20 protein-coding genes and 1 riboswitch are annotated in these 22,710 nt (G+C 72.5%); of the genes, 4 read left to right on the top strand and 16 right to left on the bottom strand.

What is annotated here, in order from left to right:
- Positions 1-65 precede the first annotated feature (65 nt).
- The gene (locus tag AB0J97_RS28315) at positions 66-767 is read right to left on the bottom strand and encodes a DUF3105 domain-containing protein (RefSeq protein ID WP_357700835.1); all 702 of its coding nucleotides are present in this window, start codon (positions 765-767) and stop codon (positions 66-68) included.
- Positions 768-888: 121 nt separating this feature from the next.
- Between AB0J97_RS28315 and AB0J97_RS28310 the strand changes: the two genes are divergently transcribed.
- Both AB0J97_RS28310 and AB0J97_RS28305 read left to right on the top strand, forming a co-directional pair.
- Positions 889-1,542, top strand: a complete 654-nt coding sequence (locus tag AB0J97_RS28310; protein ID WP_364093755.1) for a DUF305 domain-containing protein — start codon at positions 889-891, stop codon at positions 1,540-1,542.
- A 56-nt stretch (positions 1,543-1,598) separates the two neighbouring features.
- Positions 1,599-3,020, top strand: a complete 1,422-nt coding sequence (locus AB0J97_RS28305; protein WP_364093750.1) for an NAD(P)/FAD-dependent oxidoreductase — start codon at positions 1,599-1,601, stop codon at positions 3,018-3,020.
- A 51-nt stretch (positions 3,021-3,071) separates the two neighbouring features.
- Here the strand turns inward: AB0J97_RS28305 and AB0J97_RS28300 are convergent, their stop codons facing one another.
- The 6 genes from AB0J97_RS28300 to AB0J97_RS28275 all read right to left on the bottom strand — a co-directional run bounded on the left by AB0J97_RS28300 (position 3,072) and on the right by AB0J97_RS28275 (position 10,777).
- The gene (locus AB0J97_RS28300; RefSeq protein WP_357700841.1) at positions 3,072-4,121 is read right to left on the bottom strand and encodes a low specificity L-threonine aldolase; all 1,050 of its coding nucleotides are present in this window, start codon (positions 4,119-4,121) and stop codon (positions 3,072-3,074) included.
- Positions 4,118-4,747 carry an SDR family NAD(P)-dependent oxidoreductase gene (locus AB0J97_RS28295; protein ID WP_364093745.1) on the bottom strand — a complete coding sequence of 210 codons (630 nt, stop codon included), beginning with the start codon at positions 4,745-4,747 and terminating at the stop codon, positions 4,118-4,120. Before AB0J97_RS28295 ends, AB0J97_RS28300 begins: the two co-directional genes overlap by 4 nt.
- A complete protein-coding gene (locus AB0J97_RS28290; RefSeq protein ID WP_364093742.1) occupies positions 4,744-6,807 on the bottom strand; it encodes a DUF6421 family protein in 2,064 nt (687 codons plus the stop codon). The genes AB0J97_RS28295 and AB0J97_RS28290 overlap by 4 nt, the downstream gene beginning before the upstream one ends.
- Before the next feature lie 70 nt (positions 6,808-6,877).
- On the bottom strand, positions 6,878-7,534 hold the full coding sequence (locus AB0J97_RS28285; RefSeq protein ID WP_357700847.1) for a response regulator transcription factor: 657 nt from the start codon (positions 7,532-7,534) through the stop codon (positions 6,878-6,880).
- A gap of 70 nt (positions 7,535-7,604) precedes the next feature.
- Positions 7,605-9,299: a protein kinase gene (locus AB0J97_RS28280; protein WP_364093762.1), complete on the bottom strand. Its 1,695-nt coding sequence runs from the start codon at positions 9,297-9,299 to the stop codon at positions 7,605-7,607.
- Positions 9,299-10,777 (bottom strand): zinc ribbon domain-containing protein, encoded by a 1,479-nt coding sequence (locus AB0J97_RS28275; protein ID WP_364093737.1) that lies wholly within the window; start codon positions 10,775-10,777, stop codon positions 9,299-9,301. The genes AB0J97_RS28280 and AB0J97_RS28275 overlap by 1 nt, the downstream gene beginning before the upstream one ends.
- 102 nt (positions 10,778-10,879) lie before the next feature.
- Between AB0J97_RS28275 and AB0J97_RS28270 the strand changes: the two genes are divergently transcribed.
- Both AB0J97_RS28270 and AB0J97_RS28265 read left to right on the top strand, forming a co-directional pair.
- Entirely contained in the window at positions 10,880-12,871 is a 1,992-nt protein-coding gene (locus AB0J97_RS28270; RefSeq protein WP_364093732.1) for a hydantoinase/oxoprolinase family protein, read from the top strand.
- Positions 12,868-14,568, top strand: coding sequence for a hydantoinase B/oxoprolinase family protein (locus AB0J97_RS28265; protein WP_364093729.1), 1,701 nt, complete (start codon positions 12,868-12,870; stop codon positions 14,566-14,568). The genes AB0J97_RS28270 and AB0J97_RS28265 overlap by 4 nt, the downstream gene beginning before the upstream one ends.
- Here AB0J97_RS28265 and AB0J97_RS28260 read toward each other — a convergent pair.
- From AB0J97_RS28260 to AB0J97_RS28220, 9 genes are all read right to left on the bottom strand, one after another.
- Positions 14,511-15,167 (bottom strand): Uma2 family endonuclease, encoded by a 657-nt coding sequence (locus AB0J97_RS28260; RefSeq protein ID WP_364093726.1) that lies wholly within the window; start codon positions 15,165-15,167, stop codon positions 14,511-14,513. The two genes, AB0J97_RS28265 and AB0J97_RS28260, sit on opposite strands and share 58 nt — an antisense overlap.
- A complete protein-coding gene (locus AB0J97_RS28255) occupies positions 15,164-15,802 on the bottom strand; it encodes an adenosylcobinamide amidohydrolase (protein ID WP_364093723.1) in 639 nt (212 codons plus the stop codon). Before AB0J97_RS28255 ends, AB0J97_RS28260 begins: the two co-directional genes overlap by 4 nt.
- Positions 15,799-16,575 (bottom strand): ABC transporter ATP-binding protein, encoded by a 777-nt coding sequence (locus tag AB0J97_RS28250; RefSeq protein WP_357700859.1) that lies wholly within the window; start codon positions 16,573-16,575, stop codon positions 15,799-15,801. Before AB0J97_RS28250 ends, AB0J97_RS28255 begins: the two co-directional genes overlap by 4 nt.
- Entirely contained in the window at positions 16,572-17,618 is a 1,047-nt protein-coding gene (locus AB0J97_RS28245) for an iron ABC transporter permease (RefSeq protein WP_357700861.1), read from the bottom strand. Before AB0J97_RS28245 ends, AB0J97_RS28250 begins: the two co-directional genes overlap by 4 nt.
- 2 nt (positions 17,619-17,620) lie before the next feature.
- Positions 17,621-18,598, bottom strand: a complete 978-nt coding sequence (locus tag AB0J97_RS28240; protein ID WP_364093718.1) for an ABC transporter substrate-binding protein — start codon at positions 18,596-18,598, stop codon at positions 17,621-17,623.
- Between the two features lie 71 nt (positions 18,599-18,669).
- Positions 18,670-18,777: riboswitch (cobalamin riboswitch) on the bottom strand.
- A gap of 36 nt (positions 18,778-18,813) precedes the next feature.
- Positions 18,814-19,671 carry a Gfo/Idh/MocA family oxidoreductase gene (locus AB0J97_RS28235; RefSeq protein WP_364093714.1) on the bottom strand — a complete coding sequence of 286 codons (858 nt, stop codon included), beginning with the start codon at positions 19,669-19,671 and terminating at the stop codon, positions 18,814-18,816.
- A gap of 83 nt (positions 19,672-19,754) precedes the next feature.
- Positions 19,755-20,948, bottom strand: a complete 1,194-nt coding sequence (locus tag AB0J97_RS28230) for a cytochrome P450 (RefSeq protein WP_364093711.1) — start codon at positions 20,946-20,948, stop codon at positions 19,755-19,757.
- Positions 20,945-21,901: a phosphotriesterase-related protein gene (locus tag AB0J97_RS28225; protein WP_364093708.1), complete on the bottom strand. Its 957-nt coding sequence runs from the start codon at positions 21,899-21,901 to the stop codon at positions 20,945-20,947. Before AB0J97_RS28225 ends, AB0J97_RS28230 begins: the two co-directional genes overlap by 4 nt.
- Entirely contained in the window at positions 21,886-22,653 is a 768-nt protein-coding gene (locus AB0J97_RS28220) for a phytanoyl-CoA dioxygenase family protein (RefSeq protein WP_357700871.1), read from the bottom strand. The genes AB0J97_RS28225 and AB0J97_RS28220 overlap by 16 nt, the downstream gene beginning before the upstream one ends.
- Between the last annotated feature and the right edge of the window lie 57 nt (positions 22,654-22,710).

Genomic DNA, 22,710 nt, shown 5'->3' with positions numbered 1-22,710 from the left:
CTCTAGCGGGAACACGTCGACGGGCCCGGCCGGCGCCGGGCCCTTCGACGTGTTCCGAACGCGTGCTACTTCGACTGGGTGGGCGAGGGAGCGAGCGTCTCCATCGGGGTGTTGCCGGTCGGCTCGGGCGGCAGCGGGGCCTGGTCGGACGTGGTGGTGATGGCGTCCTGGCCGCCGCAGATGGCGCCCGGCTCAGGGGTGTCGGCCCCGTTCTGGTACTTCTTGATGAAGGCCTTGAGCTTGGGGTCGGCGGGGTCCTGCAGCTTGAGCTGGTGGCCCCACGTCGAGGCGACCAGCGGCGCGGGCAGGCCCGGGTAGGGGCTCACCAGCATGTAGTCCTGCTGGCCCGTGGAGGTCGCCACTTCCTTCAGCGCGTCGATCTGCGCCTTGGGCAGGTCGGGGCGGTAGGTGATCCAGACCGCGCCGTGCTCCAGCGAGTGCACCGCGTGCTCGTTGTGGATCGGCTTGTCGTAGACCGCGCACTGCTGCCAGTAGTTGTTGTGCTCGCCGCCGACGGGCGGGGTCTCCTTGTACGTGACCGTCTTGGCGACGTGCTGGCCGGCCTCGTACTTGTAGCTGGACACCGCGTCGAGCGAGGTCGCGCGGGCCTGGTTGACCAGGTAGATCCCGACCACGCCGACGAGGACCACGACGATGAGACCGCCCGTCCCCCACATGAGCAGTGCGGCGCGGCGTTGTTTGCGCTGCTGCTCGGCCCGCATCTTCTGCAGATGCTCGCGCCTCGCCTGCGCCTTCTCCTTCGTCATCGTCCCTCCATCGGCGTACTGACTGCGGTCACCCTATGCCCTACCGGCGTATGCGGAGAATAAGGGGCGCATAAGCGTCGGATCACAGCTTCGCGCGGGGCATGGGTAGTCTGGAGCGGCCATGGAAAAGCCCGCAAGAAAACCCGTTCTGATCCTCTGCGCCGTGCTGGTGCTCGCCGCCGCGGCGGCCCTGCTGTTCGGCAGGGACGGCACTCCCGGAGACTCCTCGCCCGAAGCCGGGTTCGCCCGCGACATGGCCACGCATCACGCGCAGGCCGTGGAGATGGCGTTCGTCATCCGGGACAAGGGCCCGGCCAAGGAGATCAGGAACCTCGCCTTCGACATCATCACCACGCAGTCCAACCAGCGCGGCATGTTCCAGGGCTGGTTGCAGCAGTGGGATCTCGGTCAGGCGACCGACCAGCGGCCGATGGCCTGGATGGCGGGCCACGGCCACGGGGCCACGCCCGCCGCGCCGGGCGCGATGCCGGGTGCGATGCCGGGCGCGATGCCGGGCATGGCCTCGCCGCAGGAGCTGGCCAAGCTCAAAGAGCTGCAGGGCGTCCAGGCCGAGGTGCTGTTCCTCCAGCTCATGATCCGCCACCACGAGGGCGGCGTGGAGATGGCCGAGGGGCTGCTGAAGCTGTCCAAGCGGGACGAGGTGGTCAGCATGGCCCAGAAGATCGTCCAGGGGCAGACCGGTGAGATCAAGCTGATGACCGACCTGCTCAGGCAGCGTGGCGCGCAGCCGTACCCGTCGATCCTGGCCTCCTGAGCCCCGCGCGGGGGCGCGTGAGAGGCTGGAGACCCGGAGCGGGAAGGGCGGGCGCCATGATCACCGCAGGAGCCGAGACCGTCGTCGTGGGCTCGGGGCCCAACGGGCTGATGGCCGCCGTCATGCTGGCCCGCGCCGGGCGTGAGGTGCTGCTGCTGGAGGCGGGCGACCGGTTCGGCGGCGGCCTGCGTTCCGGCGAGCTGACGCTGCCCGGCCGGGTCCACGACCTGGGCGCCACCGTGATGGCGATGGCGCTGGCCTCGCCCGCGTTCCGGGCGCTCGATCTCAAGGGGGTCGAGTTCGCCCACCCTCCGGTGGCCGCCGCCCATCCGCTCGACGACCGTCCGGCCGTGCTCCTGCACCGGGACGCCGCCCGTACGGCCGAGGGGCTGGGCCGGGACGGCCGGGTGTGGCGGGCGACCGCGGGCGCGGCGGCGCGGGGCGGGTTCCCGCTCATCGACCTGCTGCTCAGCCCGCTCGGGCCGTGGCGGGCCGGTCCTGGCACGTTCGCGCGGGCGGCCGGGTTCGGGGCGGCGGCCGTGCTGCCGGCCACGACGTTCGGCCGGGGGGCGCTGCGGACCGTCGAGGGGCGGGCGCTGCTGGCCGGGCTGTCCGCGCACGCCATGCTCGACCTGCGCTCCCCCACCAGCGCCGGCTACGGGCTGGTGCTCGGGGCGCTGGCGCACCTAGTCGGCTGGCCGGTCGTGCGCGGCGGCTCGCAGATGCTGGCCGACGCCCTGGTGGCCGAGCTGAGGTCGCTGGGCGGCGAGGCGGTCACCGGCCACCGGGTCGAGCGGCTCGACGAGCTCGACGCCCGGACGGTGGTGCTCGACGTGACGCCCCGGCAGTTCCTCGCGATGGCCGACCTGCCCGCCGGGTATCGCCGGAGCCTGCGCCGCTACCGGTACGGGCCCGGCGTCTTCAAGCTGGACTGGGCGCTCGACGGGCCGGTGCCGTGGCGTGACCCGGAGGTCGCGCGGGCCGGGACCGTGCACCTCGGCGGCACGCTGGAGGAGATCACGCTCGCCGAGGCCGAGATCGCCGCCGGACGGCTCTCGCCCCGCCCGTACGTGCTGGTCGTGCAGCCGTACGCGGCCGATCCGACCAGGGGCGGGCACACGCTGTGGGCCTACTGCCACGTCCCCAACGGCTCGCCGGCGGACATGACGGACGCCGTCGAGGCCCAGATCGAACGCTACGCGCCCGGTTTCCGCGACCGGGTGCTGGCCAGGCACGCGACGGGCCCGGCCGGCCTGGAGGCGGCCAACCCCAACCTGGTCGGCGGCGACATCGGCGGCGGGCTCAACGACCTGGTCCAGTTCGTGCGGCGGCCGGTCTGGTCGCCCGCGCCGTGGCGCACCCCGCTGCCGGGGGTGTTCCTCTGCTCCTCCGCCACGCCGCCGGGCCCCGGCGTGCACGGGATGGGCGGCTGGCAGGCCGCCCGCCTGGCCACCCAGGCGGAACGGCACGCCTCCTGACGGCTCCGGTGGAGCGGACGGCCTCCTGACCGCCGGTCAGGAGGCCGCCGGTCAGGCCCGCATCTCCTCGGCGACCGCCGCCGCGAACGCGTCGACGTCCGCCTCGGTGGTGTCGAAGGAGCACATCCAGCGCACCTCGCCGGTCGCCTCGTTCCAGGTGTAGAAGCGGAAGCGCTTCTGCAGCCGCTCGGTCACGTCCTTGGGCAGGATCGCGAAGACCGCGTTGGCCTCGACGGGCCGGGGCACCGTGACGCCGGGGATGCGCGCCACGGCCTCGGCCAGCCGCCGTCCCATGGCGTTGGCCTGCCGGGCGTTGCGCAGCCACAGGTCGCCCGAGAGCAGCGCCTCGAACTGGGCCGAGACGAACCGCATCTTGGACGACAGCTGCATGAACGTCTTGCGGATGTAGTCGACGCCGGTGGCCGCCTCCGGGTTGAGCACCACGACGGCCTCGCCGTACAGCAGGCCGATCTTGGTGCCGCCGAAGGACAGGACGTCCACGCCCGCGTCGGTGGTCAGGGCCCGCATCGGCACGTCGAGCGCGGCGGCGGCGTTGGTCAGCCGCGAGCCGTCGAGGTGGACGAGCAGGCCGAGCTCGTGCGCGTGCGCGCAGATCGCGGCGATCTCCTCGGGCGTGTAGACCGTGCCCCACTCGGTGGTGTTGGAGATCGACACCACCTTGGGCTGGGCCCGGTGCACGTCGCCGAAGCCCCACGCCTGGCGGTCGATCAGCTCGGGGGTGAGCTTGCCGTCGGGCGTGGGCACGGTGAGCAGCTTGATGCCGCCCGCCACCTCGGGGGCGCCGCCCTCGTCGGTGTGGATGTGCGCGCTCTCGGCGCAGACGACCGCCTCCCAGTGGGCGGTCATCGCGCGCAGCGAGACGACGTTCGCCGCCGTGCCGTTGAAGACCGGCCAGGCCCGCGCCCGGTCGCCGAAGTGCCGCTGGAACACCTGCTGCAGCGCCTCGGTGTAGACGTCGTCGCCGTAGGCGATCTGGTGACCGCCGTTGGCCTGGACGATGGCCTGGAGGATCTCCGGGTGCACGCCGGCGTAGTTGTCGCTGGCGAACGCCTTGAGCTGGGGGTCGTGCCGGGGGATCAAGAAGTGAGGTCCAATCGGGTGCCGTTGATGTCTGCGGCGGGGCGGTCGTAGAGGTCGGCGATCGCCTCCGCCAGGTCGCCGACGTCGGTGAAGCCGGGGAACTTCGCCTCCGGCTTCGCGGCCCTCATGGCGTCGTTGACCAGGGCCTTCACCACCAGTATGACCGCTGCCGCGTTCGTGCCGGACAGCGCGTCGGCCAGGGAGAGCGTCCACGCCTCCGAGGCCGCCTTGGCCGCGGAGTAGGCCGCGCCGCCCGCCGTGGGGCGCTGGGCGGCCTTGGCCGAGACGATGACGAACCGGCCGTTGTCGCTCTTGCGCAGCAGCGGCTCGAAGGCCAGCGACACGTGCTGGAGCGTGCGGATCAGCAGGTCGTGCAGGACGTCCCAGTCCTCCAGGCTGGTGTCGGCGAACGTGCGCGAGCCGCGCCAGCCGCCGACCAGGTGGACGACGCCGTCGACCCGGCCGTGCTCGGCGTCGATCCGCGCCGCCAGGTCCTGGACGGCCGCGCGGTCGAGCAGGTCGACGTCGTCCTTGTCGACCCCGATCACGGTGTGCCCCTGCTTGCGGAAGTGCTCGGAAACGGCCTCTCCCGTGGGGCCGCCGGCCCCCGTCACCAGGATGATCATGCGCGGATCCCCTTAGTCGAATCGACCACGTCTGTCAGCTTACGGCGCAGGGCCTCGTAGAACATGCTGAGCGGGAACTCGTCCGGCAGCACCGCGTCCACCTTGGCCTTCTGCTCCTCGGGCAGCGCCTGCACGCCCTTGGCCCACACCGAGCCGGGGGCCGGCGGCACGTACGCGCCGACCAGCTCGTGCGCGGCCAGCCAGTGCGCCAGCTTGGAGCGGTCGATGCTGTCGCGGTACAACTTCTCGACCTCGCCCCGCAGGTCGGCCACGCCGTCGGCGACGCGCTCCCAGTCGATCGTGAGCCGGTTGTCGGTCCAGCGGACGATGTCGTTGCGGTGCAGGTAGGCGAAGAGCAGCTGGCCGCCGAGCCCATCGTAGTTGCGCACCCGGTCACCGGTGACCGGGAACCTGAACAGCCGGTCGAACAGGATCGCGAGCTGGACGTACCGGGCGTGCGGCACGCCCTTGGCCTCCAGCTCCACGGCCTCGCCGAACGCGGTCAGGTCGCAGCGCAGCTCCTCCAGCGAGTACAGCCAGTACGGCATCCGCTGCTTGATCATGAACGGGTCGAACGGCAGGTCGCCGTGGCTGTGCGTGCGGTCGTGGATCAGGTCCCACAGCACGAACGTGTCCTGGGCGAGCTGCTGGGAGTCCAGCAGGCGGGCGGCGTCCGGCGGCAGGTCGAGCCTGAGGGTGGCGGCGGCCGCCGCCGAGACCCGCCGGAACCTGGCGGCCTCGCGGTCGGCGAAGATGCCGCCCCAGGTGAAGCGGGCGGGCGCCTGGCGCACCGCGACCGTCTCGGGGAACAGCACGGCCGAGTGGGTGTCGTAGCCGGAGGTGAAGTCCTCGAACGCGATCGGCACGAACATCGGGTTGTCGTAGCCGCCGGCCTCCAGCCGGGCCAGCCAGTCGGGCCAGATCGTCCGGATCCAGACGGCTTCGAGGTTGCGGTCGAGGTTGCCGTTCTGGGTGTACATGGGGAACACCACGACGTGCTCCAGGCCGTCCACGCGCTGGGTGTCGGGGTGGAACAGGTCGAGGGCGCCGAGGAAGTCGGGCACGCCGAGGTCCTGGTCGGCCCAGGCGGCCAGGTCGTCCTGGACGGCCTGGAGGTAGGCGGCGTCATGGGGGAAATAGGGCGAGATCTCGGCCACGCGGCGGCCGATCTCGGCGACCAGCGCCTTGGCCCGCTCCTTCTCCTCCGGCACCGAGCCGTCCTTGACCTGCAGCGGCCTCAGCTCCTCCACGGCCTCCTTGAGCCGGGCGAACAGGGCGGCCTTGGCCTCGTCCCGGGCTCCGGCGGCCTCGTCGCCGCCGGGGACGCGGGCGGCCCAGGTGATCACGTTGCCCCAGAGCCTGCGGTGGTCGTAGTCCTCGATCGAGTCGTCGCCGAACAGGTCGGAGTCGGCGAACACGACGACCCGGCCCTTGCCGTGCCGCAGGGCGACGGCCAGCGGCGCGCCCGCCGGGTCGGCGGTGGCCGAGGTGGCGAACAGGACCGTCGCCTCCTCGGGAGCGGTCAGCACGCCCGAGCGGTAGAAGCAGGCCCGCTGGACGCCGGCCAGCACGCCGTCGCCCGTGGCACGCTCGCCGAGCACCCAGGTCGCGACCTCGCGGTGGGCGTTCCCCGGGTCGCGCACGGTCGTGTGACCGACGCCCACCCCGAAGCGGGAGAGCAGCTCGGCGACATTGTTGCCGTACTTGTCCTGCTCCTCCTCGGCCAGCACCACGAGCCCGCCGCCCTCGGCCACGAACGACTCGACGGCGTCCAGCTCGGCGGCGGCGAAGACGGGGCTGCCCTGGCCGGTGGTGCGCTCCCACCGGTCGCCGGACGGGTGGGCGATCACCAGCACGTCCTGGCCGGCCAGGGTCCCGGCCGTCAGGGAGCCCTCGGTGTGGGCGAGCACGTCGTGCCCCAGATGGCGCAGCACGGCGGCCGCGCGCGCGTAGCTGTTGTCGTCGGGGTGGGCGGGATTGATGGTCTCGGCGACGTCGCGGCGGATGGTCCACGACTCGCTGTGGGCCTCGTCGAACAGCACTCGGGGGAACGATGGCATGAAATATCTCCTGTTACTACCGCCTTCTCACGGAAAATATACACATACGTACCCCCCTGTCCGTCAAACCTCAGGCCGCACCCGGGCGCACAACCCCTGATTCGTAGGCGAAGACGACCGCCTGGGCCCGGTCCCGCAGGCACAGTTTCATCAGCACCCTGGCCACGTGCGTCTTGACGGTGGCCTCGCCGACGTACAGGTCTCTGGCGATCTCGGCGTTCGTCAGGCCCCTGGCCAGCAGCCGCAGCACCTCCAGCTCGCGCGGCGTCAGCTCGGCCAGCATCGGCGAGGGCGTGGGGTCGGCGCGCCCGGCGAACGTGGCGATGACCCGGCTGGTCACGGCCGGGTCGAGCAGCGCGTCACCGGAGTGCACCACCCTGATCGCCTCCAGGAGCTGCTCGGGCGGCGACACCTTGAGCAGGAACCCGCTGGTCCCGGCGCGCAACGCGGCGTAGAGGTTCTCGTCGGTGTCGAACGTGGTCAGCGTGATGACCTTGGGCGGCGAGGGGGTGTCGAGCAGTTCCTTGGCCGCGGCGAGCCCGTCGAGCCGGGGCATGGAGATGTCCATGAGGACGATGTCGGGTCTCGTGCGGCGGGCCACCGCGATGGCCTCGCGTCCGTCGCCGGCCTCGCCGACGACCTCCATGCCGGGGTCGCTCTCGACGACCATGCGCAACCCGGCCCTGACCATCGCCTGGTCGTCGGCGATGACGATTCGTATGCCCACACGCGGAGGGTAGACGCCGGATGCCCGGCTTGGACACCCAGGTCAAGCCGGGCACAAGTCAGTTACAAGTCTACGAAGGGCGCACGCTCTGCCTGATACGCGTCTGGACCGCGTCGTCGCAGGTGTTCCTGGCACAGAAGTACATCACGAGCATGGTCTTGGGCTGCCGGTCGATGACGTAGCTGACGAATCCGAGCCGGGTGCCGCTGGCCGGGTCGTGCAGCGCGCCGTCGAAGCGGGTGGCCGGGCTGTCGCCCGCCTGGTCCTGGACCGGCTTGCCCAGGTCCACCTGGCCGGGCAGCAGGTTGTCCATCTTGCTCTTCATCTGCTCGGAGTCGCCGCCCGCGTCGAGGGTGTCGGAGACCTGGACGTACACGCCCACGGCGCTGTCGGGGTCGTCGGCGACGATCTGGGAGACGGCCGACCAGTCGGCCCCCGGACCGGCCACGAACAGCGACTCGAACTCGGTGGCGTGCGGCGAGGCCACCGCGAACAGGTCCTGGTGGGTGCGCGCGGTCCAGTCGCCGGGGTAGTCGAAGGCGAGCGGCGCGGCGGCGCTGGCGGCGTAGCGCGACCAGGTGTCGCCGCGGTGGTTGAAGATGATCATCGCGACCAGCGCCAGCGCGGCCACGGCGGCCACCAGTGTGACGGCGACGATCGGCAGCCGCCCCGGACGCCTGGCCGGGGCCGTGGGATGGGTGGGGGCCGCGCTGTGCGGGTTGGCCGCGTGCGGCCCGGAGGGCTGTCCCAGGCCGTGCGGGCCGGTCTGCGGCACCGCGTACGGACTGAGCCGCGATCCGGTCTGAGGGGCCGCCTGAGGCCCGGTACGGGGCCCTGTGGCCGGCCCCGGAACCGGCCCCGGAACCGGCGCCGCGTGCGGGACCGGGTGGGGCCCCGAGGGGTGCCGGCCGCCCGGCTCGGCGTCCTGGCCGCTGATCGCGTCGCGCAGCGCGGTCACGAACTCGGAGCAGGTGGCGTAGCGCTCCTCGGGCGCCTTGGCCAGCGCGCGCGACATCACGGTGTCCACCTGCGGCGGCAGCTCGGGCCGCAGCTGCGTCAGCGGCACCGGCTGCTCGGCCAGGTGCGCCCACAGCAGCGCGATGTCGTTCTCCCGCTGGAACGGCAGCCGCGCGCTCAGCGCCTCGTAGACCACGCAGGCCAGCGCGTACTGGTCGCACCGGCCGTCGATGTGCTCCTTGTTGATCTGCTCGGGCGACATGTACCGGGGCGTGCCGATGAACTGGTCGGTCTGGGTCAGGCCGGAGATCGACGAGCGGTGCTTGGTGATGCCGAAGTCGGTCAGGTAGACGTGGTCGCCGGCGAGCAGGATGTTGGCCGGCTTCACGTCGCGGTGGATCAGGTCGTGGGCGTGCGCGGCGTCGAGCGCGGCGGCCGTCTGGGCGAAGATCTGGTTGGCCTGGGCGATCGGCAGCGGACCCCGGTCGTAGATGAGCCTGCGCAGGTCGAGGCCGTCCACGTAGCGCATGGCGATGTACAGGACGCCGTCGGCGTCGGCGTTGGCCTCGTAGATGGGGATGATGTTGGGGTGCTCGATGCTGGCGACCGTCCTGGACTCCAGGATGAACCGCTGGCGGAACCGGTCGTCCACGGAGAGCACCGGGTTGAGGATCTTCAGCGCCACGCGGCGGCTGAGCCGGGGGTCGAGCGCCAGGTAGACGACGGCCATGCCGCCCTTGCCGACGATGTCCTCGATGTAGTACCCGGCCACCTCCTGGCCGATGAGCGATCTGTCGTTCAATTGCATCACGTCTCGATGGGATGGCCGCAGTAGCCGCAGAATCGGTGGGCCGGGCCGAGCCTCATGCCGCACGAGGTGCAGTACTTGACCGGCGGCGTGTCGGGGGCGGTCATCACCTGCTGCTGCTGCGGGACCATCTGGAACGGCTGCGAGCGCCGTACGACGACGGTCTGGCTCCCGGCGTCGTCGAACGGCGGGGCCGCCGCCAGGGGCTCGGGCAGTTCGGCCGGTCTGTCCGGCGCCCGCCGCCGCCACAGCAGGTACACCCCGCCGCCCGCGGCGATGAACAGCACCCCGGCCGCCACCAGGAAGGGCCATATCGGCGTCGACCGCGACACGGGGGCCACGGCCTGCTTGGTGCCCTGGTCCTCGGGCCCGCCGCGCTTGGCCAGGGACGTCTTGAGCAGCGTGGCGGCCACCACGTTGCCGGGATACAGCTCCAGCACGCGCTGGAAGCCCGGCGCGGCCTCGGTGTAGTACTTGGTGTGGTAGCGGGTCAGCGCGGCCTCGAAGGCGGTGTCGATCGCGCCCCTGCGCGGCGCGACCTTGGCCGCGGCGAGGGTGGCGGTGATCTCCCTGACGCCCAGCATGGTGGCCTCTTTGCCGCCGCCGATGAGCAGGCCGATGACGTGCCCGTCCTTGTCGCCGATCACCGGCGCGCCGGCCAGGCCCTGGTCGACCAGGGCGCCCAGCTTGACCGGCTCGTCGACCTTCTTCTCCGGGTCGGCGAACGGCCTGCCGGTCGCGCCGGCCTGGCCGCCCTTGGCCAGGTGGGCGATCTGCACGGTCTCCTGGACGCCGGGCCCGGGACGGCCCGTGAAGCCGGCCACGTTGGTCGGCGAGCCCTCCTGGTCGGGCACCTTGTCGGCGAGCGGCGCGGTCGGCATGCCGACGCTGCCGGCGGCGGGCGTGAGCGGGACCAGCACGGCGGGGGTGTCGGGGGTCTTGCCGGCCTTGATGCACTTGTACTTCAGGCCCGCGCTCGGCGGCGAGACGTTGGGGAACACCGTGATGTCGGTGGTGACGTCGATGATGCAGGTGGCGGTGCTGGTCTTCGGCGGGTAGCACTCCTGCAGGTGGTGGTTGAGCTGGTCGTCCTTGAGGGTGTGCTTCTTGTAGTCGAGCGGGATCTTGACCTTGTGGTGCTCGGCGAAGATCTTGTTGGCGGCGTAGATCGCGACGTCGTCCGGGTTGACGGCGTTGCGCCTGAGCGTGACGACGTCGCCCTCGGGGTTGACGACGGCCCCGGTGCCCGACGCGAACGGCAGGTCGTAGGAGCGCTCCACGTGTTTCAGCTCGCCGATGTGGTCGAGCAGGGTGATCTCGACGTGGGACACCGCCTCCACCCGCACCACGGCCGGCGTCACCAGGTCGGTGATCCCGCTCGGATGGTTGTGGGCGGCGGCGGGGGCCGCGAGCAGGGGGATCGCGAGCAGCACGAGGACCGCCGCCACGCCGCCCGCCAGAGCTGTGATGCGCGCCATCTTCGCTCCAAACACTGAATAGGTCCAGGTTCCCAATCAGATGCCGTAAGTCAAGGGATCAATACATAGACAAGCGCTTGCTCGGGGACTTAACGTACCGGGATGGGGTTCGCGATCGGCGTCGATGTCGGCGGCACCTTCACTGACGTGGTCCTGAGCGGCCCCGGCGGCGTCACCGCGGTGGCCAAGTGTCTGAGCACCCACGACGACCCCATCGCGGGCATACTCACCGGCGTTACTCGCGCGCTCGGGTCCGTGGACCCCGCCCAGGTCACCCGGGTCGTGCACGCCACCACGCTGGCGACCAACGCCGTGCTCGAACGCACGGGCGCGCGGGTGGCGTTCGTGACCACCCGGGGCTTCCGCGCCGCCGTCCCGCTCGGCCGCTACGCCCGCGTCGAGGAGGACCGGTACGACCTGCGCTTCACCCCGCCCCCTCCCCCGGTCGCGCCCGGCGACTGCTTCGAGGTGGACGAGCGCGTCTCGGCCCGCGGTGCCGTCCTGGAGCCCCTGGACCCCGCGTCGGTACGGCGGGCCGCGGCGGAGATCACCCGGCGCGGCATCACCTCGGCGGCCGTCTGCCTGCTGCACTCCTACGCCGAGCCCGCCCACGAACGGCGGGCCGCGTCGATCCTGCGCGAGCACGTGCCGCACGTGGTGGCCTCCTGCGAGATCTGGCCCGAGATCCGCGAGTACGAGCGCGCCACCACCACCATCATGTCCGCCTACATCGGCCCGCTGATGACCTCCTACCTGTCGCGCCTGCGCGAGCGCCTGGCCGCGATCGGGATCAGCGCGCCCGTCCACGTCATGGAGTCCGGCGGCGGGGTGGTCTCGGCCGAGCTGGCCGCCCGGCGCGCGGTGTCCACCATCGAGTCGGGCCCGGCCGCCGGGGTGCTGGCGGCGGCCGGGACCGGGCTGCCGGACGTGATCTCGTTCGACATGGGCGGCACGACGGCCAAGGCGTGCGCGGTGCGCGGAGGGCGTCCGGAGATCACGCACGAGTTCCACGTGGGCGGCAAGGGCAGCTTCGGCGGGCGGCGGGCGGGCACCGGCGTGCCGATCAAGACGCCGGCCATCGACCTGGCCGAGGTCGGCGCGGGCGGCGGCAGCCTCGCGTGGCTGGACCCGGCGGGCGCGCTGCGCGTCGGGCCGCGGTCGGCCGGTTCCTCCCCCGGGCCCGCCTGCTACGGGCTCGGCGGCGGCGAGCCGACGGTCACCGACGCCGACCTCGTGCTCGGCTACCTCTCCTCCGCCTCGATCCCGCTCTCGGCGTCCCTCGCGGCCAAGGCCCTGGACCGGCTGGCCGGGCCGCTCGGCGTGTCGCGGGAGGAGGCGGCGCACGCCGTGCACGAGATCGTGAACGCCTCGATGGCCGCCGCCGTGCACGTGGTGACGGTGCAGCGCGGGATCGACCCGCGGGGGTTCGCGCTGGTGGCGTTCGGGGGCGCGGGACCGATGCACGCGGCCGGGGTGGCGCGGCGGTTCGGGATCGCGACGGTGGTGGTGCCCGCCCACTGCGGGGTGGCCTCGGCGGCCGGGCTGCTGTCGGGGGCGCTGTCGACGGACCGGGTGCTGTCGCGCCTGGACGCCGGCGACCCGGAGCGGATCTTCGCCGACCTGGCCGCCGACGCCGCCGCCGACCTGGGCCTCGCGGAGGTGCGGGTGACGCGGTCGGTGGACGTGCGGTTCAAGGGGCAGTCGCACGACCTGACCGTGGACTGGTCGGAGTCGCGGGAGAAGCTGGCGGCGCGATTCTTCGCGAAATATGCGCAGGTGTATGGGATTGTTCAGCAGGGGGAGATCGAGCTGGTCAGCTACCGCGTCCGCGTCACCGACGCCGCCACGCCCGCCACGCCTGCCACGCCCGCCGCACCTGGGTCTGATGGGGACGCGGAGGGCCGCAGGAGGGCGTACTTCCCCGAGGCCGGGGGGTGGGTCGACGTTCCCGTGCACACCCGCCGGACCCTGGACCGGGTGCGCGGCCCGGCGATCGTGGAGGACGCCGGATCCACGATCGTGGTCCCGCCCGGCTGGCTGGCCTCGTACGAGGTGTCGGGCGCCGTGCGCCTGACCCTGGAGGGCGCCGCGTGAACGACGCCCTGACCGCCGAGGTGCTGAGGAACGCGCTGGTCGTGGCGGCCGAGGAGGCCAGCATCGTGGTGGTGCGGTCGGCGTACTCGACGTTCATCGTGGAGGGGTCCGACGCCTCGGCGGCGATCCTGGACGCCGGCGGACGGCTGGTCGCGCAGTCCATGGCGACCACGCTGATGAACAGCATGGCCCTGAAGGTCGCCCTGCCCGAGCTGCTGAAGGACATCCCGCCGCACACCATGCGGCCCGGCGAGGCGTACGCGCTCAACGACGCCTACCGGGGCGGCGTGCACACCAACGACCTGCTGGTCTACCGGCCGGTGTTCGCCGGCGGGGTCCCGGCGTACTTCACCGCCACCATGATCCACGTCTCCGACCTGGGCGGGCTGTCGGCCGGCGGCATGGCCCCGCTGGCCACCGACATCTTCCTCGAAGGGCTCCAGCTCCCGCCGGTCCGCCTGGCCACCCGGGACGGACTCGAACCCGCCGTGGAGGCCGTCCTGCGGGCCAACAGCCGCACGCCCGACAAGGTCATGGGCGACGTCCGGGCCCTGGTCGCCGGGACGGCGGTGGCCGCCTCCCGCGTGGAGGCCCTGCTGGCCGAGTACGGAGAGGAGGGCCTGGCCGCGGGCGTCGCGGACTACCTGGACCACACCGAGACCCGGACCCGCGCCGCGCTGGCGGAGCTGCCCCGGGGGCGGTTCGAGGCGTCGTACCCGATCGACGACGACGGGATGCGGCCGGGGGTGGCGCACGACGTACGGGTCGCCGTCACGCTCGGGGGCGAGGCGGCCGTCCTCGACTTCACCGGCACCGGGCCGCAGGTGCCCGCCGCGATCAACGCCTCGGCGTCGCAGTCGCTGGCGGCGGCCGTCTTCGCGGTGCGCTGCTTCCTGGACCCGACGATCCCGATGAACGACGGCTGCCTGCGCGCGATCGAGGTCGTGCTGCCGGAGGGCTCCCTGCTCAACGCCCGCTCCCCGTACCCCTGCGGCGGCCGGTACGTCCCCATCTACGCCGCCATGGAGGCCGTGTTCCAGGCGATGTCGGACGCGATGCCGGACCGCGCGATCGCGGCCAGCGGGATCCTCCAGCCGTTCTCGATCGCCGCGGTGGGGGCGCCGTACTGGATCCACCTGTCCTACGACTTCGGCGGGGTGGGCGCCCGGCAGGGGCTGGACGGGCCCGACGCGACGGGCGTGCACTTCGGCATCGGCCGCAACTCGGTACCGCAGGCCGAGCCGGTGGAGAGCCGCTGCCCGCTGGTCGTGGAGTCGGTCGGGACGATCGCCGACTCCGGCGGCCCCGGCCGCTTCCGGGGCGGGCTCGGCTCGCGTACCGTCTACCGCTTCCTGGCCGACTGCCACGTCACCACCCGCGGCGACCGCCTCCGCCTCCCGCCCCCGGGCCGGGACGGCGGCCTGCCCGGCAGGGTGGGCGGCTTCCACAAGCGCCACCTGGACGGGCGGCTGGAACGCCTGGCCTCGAAGGTCAACAACGTGCGGTTCGCGGCGGGCGAGGCGTTCGTCGTGGAGACCACGGGCGGCGGTGGCCTCGGCCCCCCGTCGGAAAGGGACCCGGCGGCGATCCTGGCCGACCTGGAGTCAGGCCACATCACCGCCGAAGGCGCCGCGAACGACTACGGCTTCGACCCCCGGGGACCGGTCAGGACGGCCGGGTCGAAACTCACTGGATAGGGCGCCGAGAGACTGACCGTGGTGCCCGCCTCATACGCGACGGGCCCCTTGTAGGAGTCGTCGTCGAGCTCGTAGACGTAGAGCGTCGGCCCCTCGTCGGGCTCCACCCGCCAGTAGACGGGGATTCCGGCTGCCGCGTAGGCCGCCGCCTTGGTGTTCCTGTCGAAGGCCCGGGTGCCGGGGCTGACCACCTCCACTGCCAGCAGCAGGTCGCTGGGGGCGAACATGAGCGGCACCGACTCACTCGCCTTCTCCGGCACGACGACGAGGTCAGGGATGTAGAAGTCCTTCTCTCCAGGACGGACGTTGACAGTCGACAAGGGCTCCAGCCCCGGAGGGGCCGCTTCGTCGAGGATGCACTGCAGCCGGAAGATCACTCGCTGGTGCAGGGGGGTGGGGGCAGGGCTCACTACTAGGCTCCCATTGAAGAGCTCGTAACGGTTCCCGTCGTCGGGGAACCTGAGCAGGTCGTCGACTGTGAACGGCGCCGTGCCAGGAGAAACGGTGCGCCTCGTTGTCGGTTCGATCGCCAATGCGGTCACCCACTCAGTATCGGGAGTCACGCCCTCGTCGACATCGTACTTCCCGAAGATAGTCACCTGTAGACACCAGGTCGCCACGCCTCGGCGCCGCGGCGGACGGCGGTGTGGACGGCGCGGGCCGCGCGGGCGCCCCACTCCGAGCGGGGGCCGCCGAACACCTGCTCCGGCCCGTCCTGCGGGACGACCACGCAGACGGCGTCCGAGGCGGTGCCCGTGCAGGGGTAGCCGGCCTCGATCAGCGCCTGGGTCTTGGCCTCGGTGACCGTCATGACCAGGTTCACCAGGGCGGCGTCGGTCATGGCGACGGGCAGGACGGTCACGATGTTGACGGTCCCCGCCCGCATGGGGGCGAGTTCGGGGTCGGCGGTGCCCTCGGGGGCTGCGGCCCAGGTGGGGACGCGGAGCCCGACGGTGGCCACGGCCTCCGCTCCCCCGTCGGCGGCCCGTACGTACCGGTCGACGGAGGCGGCGGTCAGCATGCCGACGCCGGGGCCGGGCGGGCCCAGCTCGACCAGGTGGTCGACCGGGTCCATCCGCGCGTAACCGGCCACGACCTGGGCGTTCAGCACCCATTCGCGGGGGCCGATGCCGCCGCCCAGCATGGCCGAGGAGATCATGCGGAAGCCGGGCCCGAACTCCCACAGCAGGGACCCCAGCCGGGTGCCCTCCTCCACGCGATAGGTCAGCTTCACGTTCCCCCTCGTACCAGGTGGACCACGGGCCGGCCGTCCGGGCCCGGCTCGATCTTGACACGGGCCTCGAAGTGCCGTCCGATCAGCGCCTCGGTGAGCACCTGGTCGGGGCGGCCGGCGGCGGCGGCGCGGCCGTCGGCCAGCAGCATCAGGGAGTCGGCGTACAGGCCGGCGACGGTCAGGTCGTGCAGGGTGGTGACGACGGTCAGGCCGTCGGCGCGCCGCAGGCGGTCGACCAGCTCCAGCACCTGCTGCTGGTGGCCGAGGTCGAGCGCGGTGGTGGGCTCGTCGAGCAGCAGCACGGGGGCCTGCTGGGCCAGCGCCCTGGCCAGCACGACGCGCTGGCGCTCGCCGCCGGACAGCTCGCCGACGCGGCGTCCGGCGAAGGAGGTCAGGTCCAGCCGGTCCAGCACGGACGCGGTCACGTCACGGTCGTGCCCGCTCTCCCGTCCCAGGTAGGGGATGTACGGCGTGCGCCCCAGCAGGGCGTAGTCGAAGACCGTCATGTCGGGCGGCAGGGCGGGCGTCTGCGGGGCGTAGGCCAGCAGCCTGGCGCGCTCGCGGGGCTTGAGCGCGGCGAGCGGGCGCTCGTCGAGCACGACCTCGCCGCGGTGCGGGACGATCGCGCCCATGACGGTCTTGAGCAGCGTGGACTTGCCCGCGCCGTTGGGCCCGATGATCGCCAGCCATTCGCCGCGCCGGACGTGCGCGTCCACGCCGGTCAGCACGTCGCGCTCGCCCAGGCGCACCGACAGGGCCGATACGCCGATCACGTGGCCACCCGCCTGGTCATGCGCAGGACGCCGACGAAGAACGGCGCCCCGACGAACATCGTGACGACCCCGATGGGCAGCTCGGCCGGCGCGATCACGGTACGGGCGATGAGGTCGGCCGCCACGAGGAAGGCCGCGCCGCCGATGAGCGACAGCGGCAGCACGATCCGGTACGACCCGCCCGCCAGCCGCCGGACGACGTGCGGCACGACCACGCCGACGAACCCGATGAGCCCGCTGACCGCGACGGCCGACGCGGTGGCCAGGGAGGCGGCCACGAGGACGGTCAGGCGTACCCGGCCGGCCCGTACGCCGAGGCTGCCGGCCTCCTCGTCGCCGACGCTGAGCACGTCCAGCATCCTGCCGTGCAGCAGGAGCAGGACGGAGGAGACCGCGGCGTACGGCAGGACCAGCAGGAGCTGGTCCCATCCGCCGCCGACGTCGCCGAGGATCCAGGAATAGATGCGCTCCAGCTCCTCGACCTTGAGCTGCTGGACGAACGTCTGGATCGCGGTCAGGAACGACGTGACCGCGACCCCGGCCAGCACCAGGGTCGCGGTGCCGCCGCCGGGGCCGCCGGAGCGGCCGGCGGCGTTGCCCAGCGTGTACGCCAGGAACACCCCGCCCACCGCCCCCGCGAAGGCGGCGACCGGGATGCTCGCGCCGGCGCCGGGCAGCAGCACGATGGCCAGCGTCGTGGCCAGCCCGGCGCCGGAGGCGGCCCCCAGCAGGTACGGGTCGGCCAGCGGGTTGCGGAACACGCCCTGGTACCCGGCGCCGGCCATGGCCAGCAGGCCGCCCACGACCGCGGCGACGAGCACCCTGGGCAGGCGCAGCTCGTACAGCAGGCCCTGCTCGACCGGCGCGAGGCCCGAGTCGGCCGAGACGAACGGCAGCCAGTCCACCACCTGGAGGACCACCTGCCACGGCGAGATGTCCGCCGCGCCGCCGAGCAGCCCGGCGACCATCGTGAGGGCCAGCACGACCAGGGCGCCCGCCACCCACACAGGCCGCGCCCTGGACGGCTGCGCCTTGCCTGTCACCGTCAGCCCGTGCCGCCGGCCTTGGCCACGGCCGCGCCGATCGCCTCGGCCAGGTCCACGACGCGCGGGCCCCAGCGGGAGGCGAGGTCGTCGTCGAGCTGGATCACCTGGTCGTTCTTGACGGCCGACAGGTTCTTCCAGCCGGGCCGCTTGGCCAGCGTCTCCTTGCTCTGCTGGCAGCACTTGACGTCGGCCAGGAAGATCAGCGCGGGATCGGCCTGGGCGACGAACTCGGCCGACAGCTTGGGGTAGCCGCCCGCCGCGTCCGGGGCCTGGTCGGCGATGTTGGTCAGGCCGAACATGGCGTAGACCTGGCCGATGAACGTCCCGGACGTGGCGGCGTACGGCGTCTGGTCGAGCTCGTGGTAGTAGGTGAGCTTCTTGTCCTTGGGGGCGTCGGCGGCCAGTTTGTCCATGGCGGTCTTCATGCCGGTGACGACCTCGTCGGCCTTGGCCTTGTTGCCGGTGGCCGCGCCGATCTCGGCGATCTCCTCGTACGCCTCCTCCAGCTTGGTCGCGGCCGGTTCGAGCAGGACGGGGACGTTCACCTTGGCCAGCTCGGCGACGATCTTGTCCTGGTCGTTGGACAGGATCACCAGGTCGGGCTTCTTGGCGATGATGGCCTCGACGTTCGGCTTGAAGCCGGACAGGTCGCTCTTGGGGGCCTCGGGCGGGTAGTTCGACTGGTCGTCCACCGCGACGACCTGGGGGCCGGCGCCGACCGCGAACAGCGTCTCGGTGTGGGTGGCCGAGAGCGAGACGATGCGTTCGGGCTTCTTGGCGAGGGTGACCTTGCCGTTGCCGGCCTCGACGGTGACCGGGAAGTCCCCGGTGCTCGCCGCCGCGGTCGCGGCAGGGGGGGCGGTGGGGGAATCGGTGGGGGAATTCGAGGGGGCGACATTGGCGCCGGTCTGGCCACATCCGGCCAGGACGAGCGTTCCCAGCAGCGCGCCCGCGAAGGCCGTGCGTACGGGCCTCACGAGTAGTCCTTTCACACTGTCGGAACCGAGAGACCCGCGATGAGCGACGGATCACCCTTTTCCACGAGGGTTGATGACGTCGGCGCAGAGGCAGGCGACCTGGCTATGACAGTTGCGGGACAGCGCCGGATTCGCACCGGACTTCGCTGCAGCACTGCGCGTCGGACAAACGTTATCAATGCCGCAGATGTCCTCGGCGTCAAGGGTGCGCGGACTCAGCGGGCGAGCTGCTCCTCCGCCGCGGCGATGATCTCCTGGAGCCGCAGGCCGTGCGCCGCGTCGAGCGGGTGGCCGCCGCCGCGCCGGACGGTCTGGGCGAACTCCTCCGCCACGGCCTCGAAGGGGTCCTCGTCGCCGGGCAGCAGGACGGCGTTGCCGGTCCTGCCGTACACCTCGACGGTCGAGGGCGGCAGGTCGCCGACGGCCGCCATGCACAGGGACGCCTCGCTGACCGCGCCGCCCTCGTGCTCCAGCAGCAGGCCGGTCCAGCCGAGCGGGTTGCCGTGCGCGCGCACGCCGACGACCCGGCCGAGCGCGGCGTCGAGCAGGTCGATCACGTGCGGGCCCACGTCCAGCAGGGCGCCGCGCTCCAGCCGCCACGGGGTGGCGAACGGGTTGTCGCCGAGCAGCGCGCCGGAGATGTTGGCGGCGTGCCCGCCGAACGGCCGGATCTCGGCGCAGCGGGCCAGGAACGTGCGCGTCGGGGTCGCGTAACGCATGGTGAGCATCATCTGCGAGGGCACGCCCGTCTCCGCCACGGCCTCGGCCACGCGCATGGCGCCCTCGACCGAGTCGGCCAGCGGCTTCTCCAGCAGCAGCGCCTTGCCCGCGTGGGCGGCGCGGACGGCCAGCTCGGCCTGCACGCCGGGCGGCACGCAGAACGCCACGGCCTCGCAGGCGTCGAACAGCTCCTCGACGCGCTCGAACACGGGGGCGCCGAGCCTGGCGGCCTGGTCGGGGCGGCGGGCCCAGACGCCGGCGAGCCGGGTGTGCGGGCCTCTGGCCAGCATCGGCGCGTGTGCCATCTCCGCCCAGGGCCCCGCCCCGATCAACCCGACCGCGACCGGCTCCATCCATCCCCCTAAGTCCGCTTTCTCCCGACCTTAGATCCCTTTCCTCGTTCCCCTCCCACCGGCCCCCTGCGGCCGGGCCCGGGTCACCACTCCACCTCCAGCGCGCTCAGCCCGCGGCCCACCAGCGACCTGCGGTGGACGACGGGCGCGTCCGGGGCGAGCCGCAGGCCGGGCAGGCGGCGCCCGAGGACGTCGAGCGCGGTGCGCAGCTGGAGGCGGCCGAGCGCCGCCCCGACGCAGAAGTGGATGCCGTACCCGAAGACCAGGTGGTCGGCGGCGTTGGGGCGGTCGATCACGAACCGTTCGGGGTCGGGGAAGACGGTCTCGTCGTGCCCGGCGGAGTCGGTGGACAGCAGGACCAGCGAGCCCGCCGGGATCGTCACACCGTGCAGCGCGACGTCCTGGACGGTGTGGCGGAACGAGCCCAGCGAGGCGCCGTCGATCCGCATGCACTCCTCGACCGCCCCCGGGATCAGCGCCGGGGGCACCGGCCAGGCGTCCTCGCGCAGCAGCCGCAGGACGCTGTTGCCGAGCTGGTTCGGGACGGTGTCGTTGCCGCCGAGCAGGATCGTGGAGATCAGCTCGACGACCTCCCGGTGGGACAGCTCGTCGCCGATCAGCGAGGTCATCAGGGACGTGAAGTCGTCCCGGGGGTCCTTGGCGCGGGCGGCCACCAGGCGGTCGACGTAGTCGAGGTAGGCCAGGAAGCTGTCGGCCAGCTCCAGCTGGCGGGCGGGCGGCTGCGGCGACAGGAACAGCATGAACCAGTCCTTGACGTGCGCCTGCACGAACGCCTCGTCGGCCTCGGGCACGCCGATGAACCGGGCGGTCAGCTTGATCGACGGCTCGTGGCCGATCTCGCCGACGAAGTCGGCCCGGCCCCGGGGGGCGACCCGGTCGAGGACGTCCTCGTTCAGCCGCCGGAAGCGCTCCTCCATGGCGGCGACGGCGCGCGGCGTGAAGGCCCGGGAGACCGAGCGGCGCAGGCGGGTGTGGTCGGGCGGGTCCACGTTGGCCACGAAGCTGGACAGGAACGAGCCGTGCTCGCCCAGCTTGGCGCGGGTCCGCGGGGTGAGGCTGCGGGAGATCGTCAGCGACCCCTCGGAGGAGAAGCGGGCCGGGTCGCCGTACGCGGCGCGCACGTCGGCGTGGCGGGTCAGCACGTACGCGCCCAGGTGCTCGCTGCGGAACACCGGCTGTCCGGCGCGCAGGCGGCGCAGGAAGTCGTACGGCGCGGCGACGTGCCAGTCGGAGGCGACGTCGAAGTCCTCGGTCATCGCAGGATCCTCCGGGGGTTGTCGACGAGCATCTGGTGGAGCTGGTCGCCGGTGACGCCGCGTGTGCGCAGTTCGGGCACGACGTCGCGGGAGATGTGCAGGAGGTGGTAGTTCGGGTGGCGCCGCCGTACGACGTCGGGGTCGAACCGGTCGTTGAAACAGTACGAGTCATGACCCAGCACCATCCGTCCGGCGTGGCCGCGTTCGCACATCGCCGCCACCACCGCCACCCGGTCCTCGAACGGACTGATCGTCTCGATGCCGAACCGGTCCATGCCCAGGTAGGAGCCGCCCGCCACCAGTTCCTCCAGGTACGCCAGGTCCGTCGAGTCGCCCGCGTGCCCGATCACCACCCGTTCCAGGTCCACGCCGAGCGAGCCGAGCAGCCGCTGCTGTTCCAGCCCGCCCCTGGAGGCGCTGTGCGAGTGCGTGGTGATCGGCGCGCCGGTGGCCAGGTGGGCCTCGGCCACGGCCCGGAACACCCGCTCGCAGCCCTTGGTCATCCCGAGGTGGTCGGAGGCGCACTTGAGCATGGCCGCCTTGACCCCGGTCCGCCCGATCCCCTCCTCGATGTCGCGGACGAAGAACTCGGCCAGCCGGTCCGGGCCGCCGAACAACGACCCGGGCCCCCGGTTCCCGAAGTACGGGGGCAGCGCGTCGTAGGTGTAGAGCCCGGTGGCGGCCACGATGTTGACCTCGGTCAGCTCGGCCACCCGCTGGACGGCCGGGACGTACCGGCCGAGCCCGACGACGGTCAGGTCGACGATCGTGTCGACGCCCTCGGCCTTGAGCGCGTCGAGCTTGGCCGCCGCCTCACGGGCGCGTTTCTCCAGGTCCCAGCCCTCGGGGACGTCCGGCCAGTTCCACAGGATCTCCGGGCTGAGCCCGAACACGTGCTCGTGCATGAGCGTCGCCCCGAGGTCGGCGACCGGCCCTCTCACGGTCTCAGGCACGGGAACCTCTCGTGCTCGAAGGGCCGGTTGACCTCCAGGCCGAGCCCGTCGGTCTGCCGGTACGGCAGCCCGGTGTAGAGGGCGTCGGCGTCGAAGTAGGTGACGGTGAACGACAGGCGGGCGGCGTCGCGGCGGTTGGCGGGCGCGCCGTGCACGGTGAGCGCGTGGTGCACGGTGGCGTCCCCGGCCCTGAGGTCGAGCGGCGGCGACAGCTCCAGCTCGCCGATCCAGGGATGCTGGCTGAGCTGGTCGTCCCCGGCGCGGGTGAAGCTGCGCCCGAGCAGGCCGCAGCGGTGTGAGCCGCTGTAGAAGCGCAGCGATCCCATGTCGGCGGGCACGTCGGCCAGCGCCAGCCACACGGTCAGCATGGCCGAGCGGTCCATGGGCATCCACGGGAAGTCCTGGTGGAACTCGGTGGCGCCGTGCTCGCCCGGCTCCTTGACCAGCAGGTTGGTGACCTGGACGCGCACGGCCCGCACGCCGCCGAGCAGCCGTACGGCGTTGCGTCCCATGGCGGGGCTGGTGCTCAGCGCGCCGAACAGCTCGTCCTCGGCGGCGACGTCGCGCGACTGGCCGAAGGCCCGGTCGACCGGGGTGTCCCCGGCCCTGCTGCGGCCCCGCAGGCGTTCGCGGGCCCGTTCGCGCAGGTCGGCGACCGTGCCGGGGTCGACCAGCCGGTCCAGGCGGACCCAGCCGTGCGCGCCGAAGAACGCCACCTCGTCGTCCGTCGCCTGGCGTACCGGGATCTCCATGGCCACCAGTGTGCCATTCCAAGCAAGCGCTTGTTAAGATCCGGCGCGAGGAGGTTG

The organism is Nonomuraea sp. NPDC049607 (assembly GCF_040675375.1).
GTDB lineage: Bacteria > Actinomycetota > Actinomycetes > Streptosporangiales > Streptosporangiaceae > Nonomuraea.
This window is presented reverse-complemented; position numbering and strand designations above follow the sequence as displayed.

Coding starts and splice junctions, on each gene's coding strand:
- AB0J97_RS28305 (WP_364093750.1), top strand. CDS start 1,599: ATGATCACCGCAGGAGCCGAGACCGTCGTCGTGGGCTCGGGGCCCAAC.
- AB0J97_RS28275 (WP_364093737.1), bottom strand. CDS start 10,777: ATGGCGCGCATCACAGCTCTGGCGGGCGGCGTGGCGGCGGTCCTCGTG.
- AB0J97_RS28280 (WP_364093762.1), bottom strand. CDS start 9,299: ATGCAATTGAACGACAGATCGCTCATCGGCCAGGAGGTGGCCGGGTAC.
- AB0J97_RS28315 (WP_357700835.1), bottom strand. CDS start 767: ATGACGAAGGAGAAGGCGCAGGCGAGGCGCGAGCATCTGCAGAAGATG.
- AB0J97_RS28310 (WP_364093755.1), top strand. CDS start 889: ATGGAAAAGCCCGCAAGAAAACCCGTTCTGATCCTCTGCGCCGTGCTG.
- AB0J97_RS28220 (WP_357700871.1), bottom strand. CDS start 22,653: ATGGAGATCCCGGTACGCCAGGCGACGGACGACGAGGTGGCGTTCTTC.
- AB0J97_RS28290 (WP_364093742.1), bottom strand. CDS start 6,807: ATGCCATCGTTCCCCCGAGTGCTGTTCGACGAGGCCCACAGCGAGTCG.
- AB0J97_RS28235 (WP_364093714.1), bottom strand. CDS start 19,671: ATGGAGCCGGTCGCGGTCGGGTTGATCGGGGCGGGGCCCTGGGCGGAG.
- AB0J97_RS28270 (WP_364093732.1), top strand. CDS start 10,880: ATGGGGTTCGCGATCGGCGTCGATGTCGGCGGCACCTTCACTGACGTG.
- AB0J97_RS28295 (WP_364093745.1), bottom strand. CDS start 4,747: ATGATCATCCTGGTGACGGGGGCCGGCGGCCCCACGGGAGAGGCCGTT.
- AB0J97_RS28230 (WP_364093711.1), bottom strand. CDS start 20,948: ATGACCGAGGACTTCGACGTCGCCTCCGACTGGCACGTCGCCGCGCCG.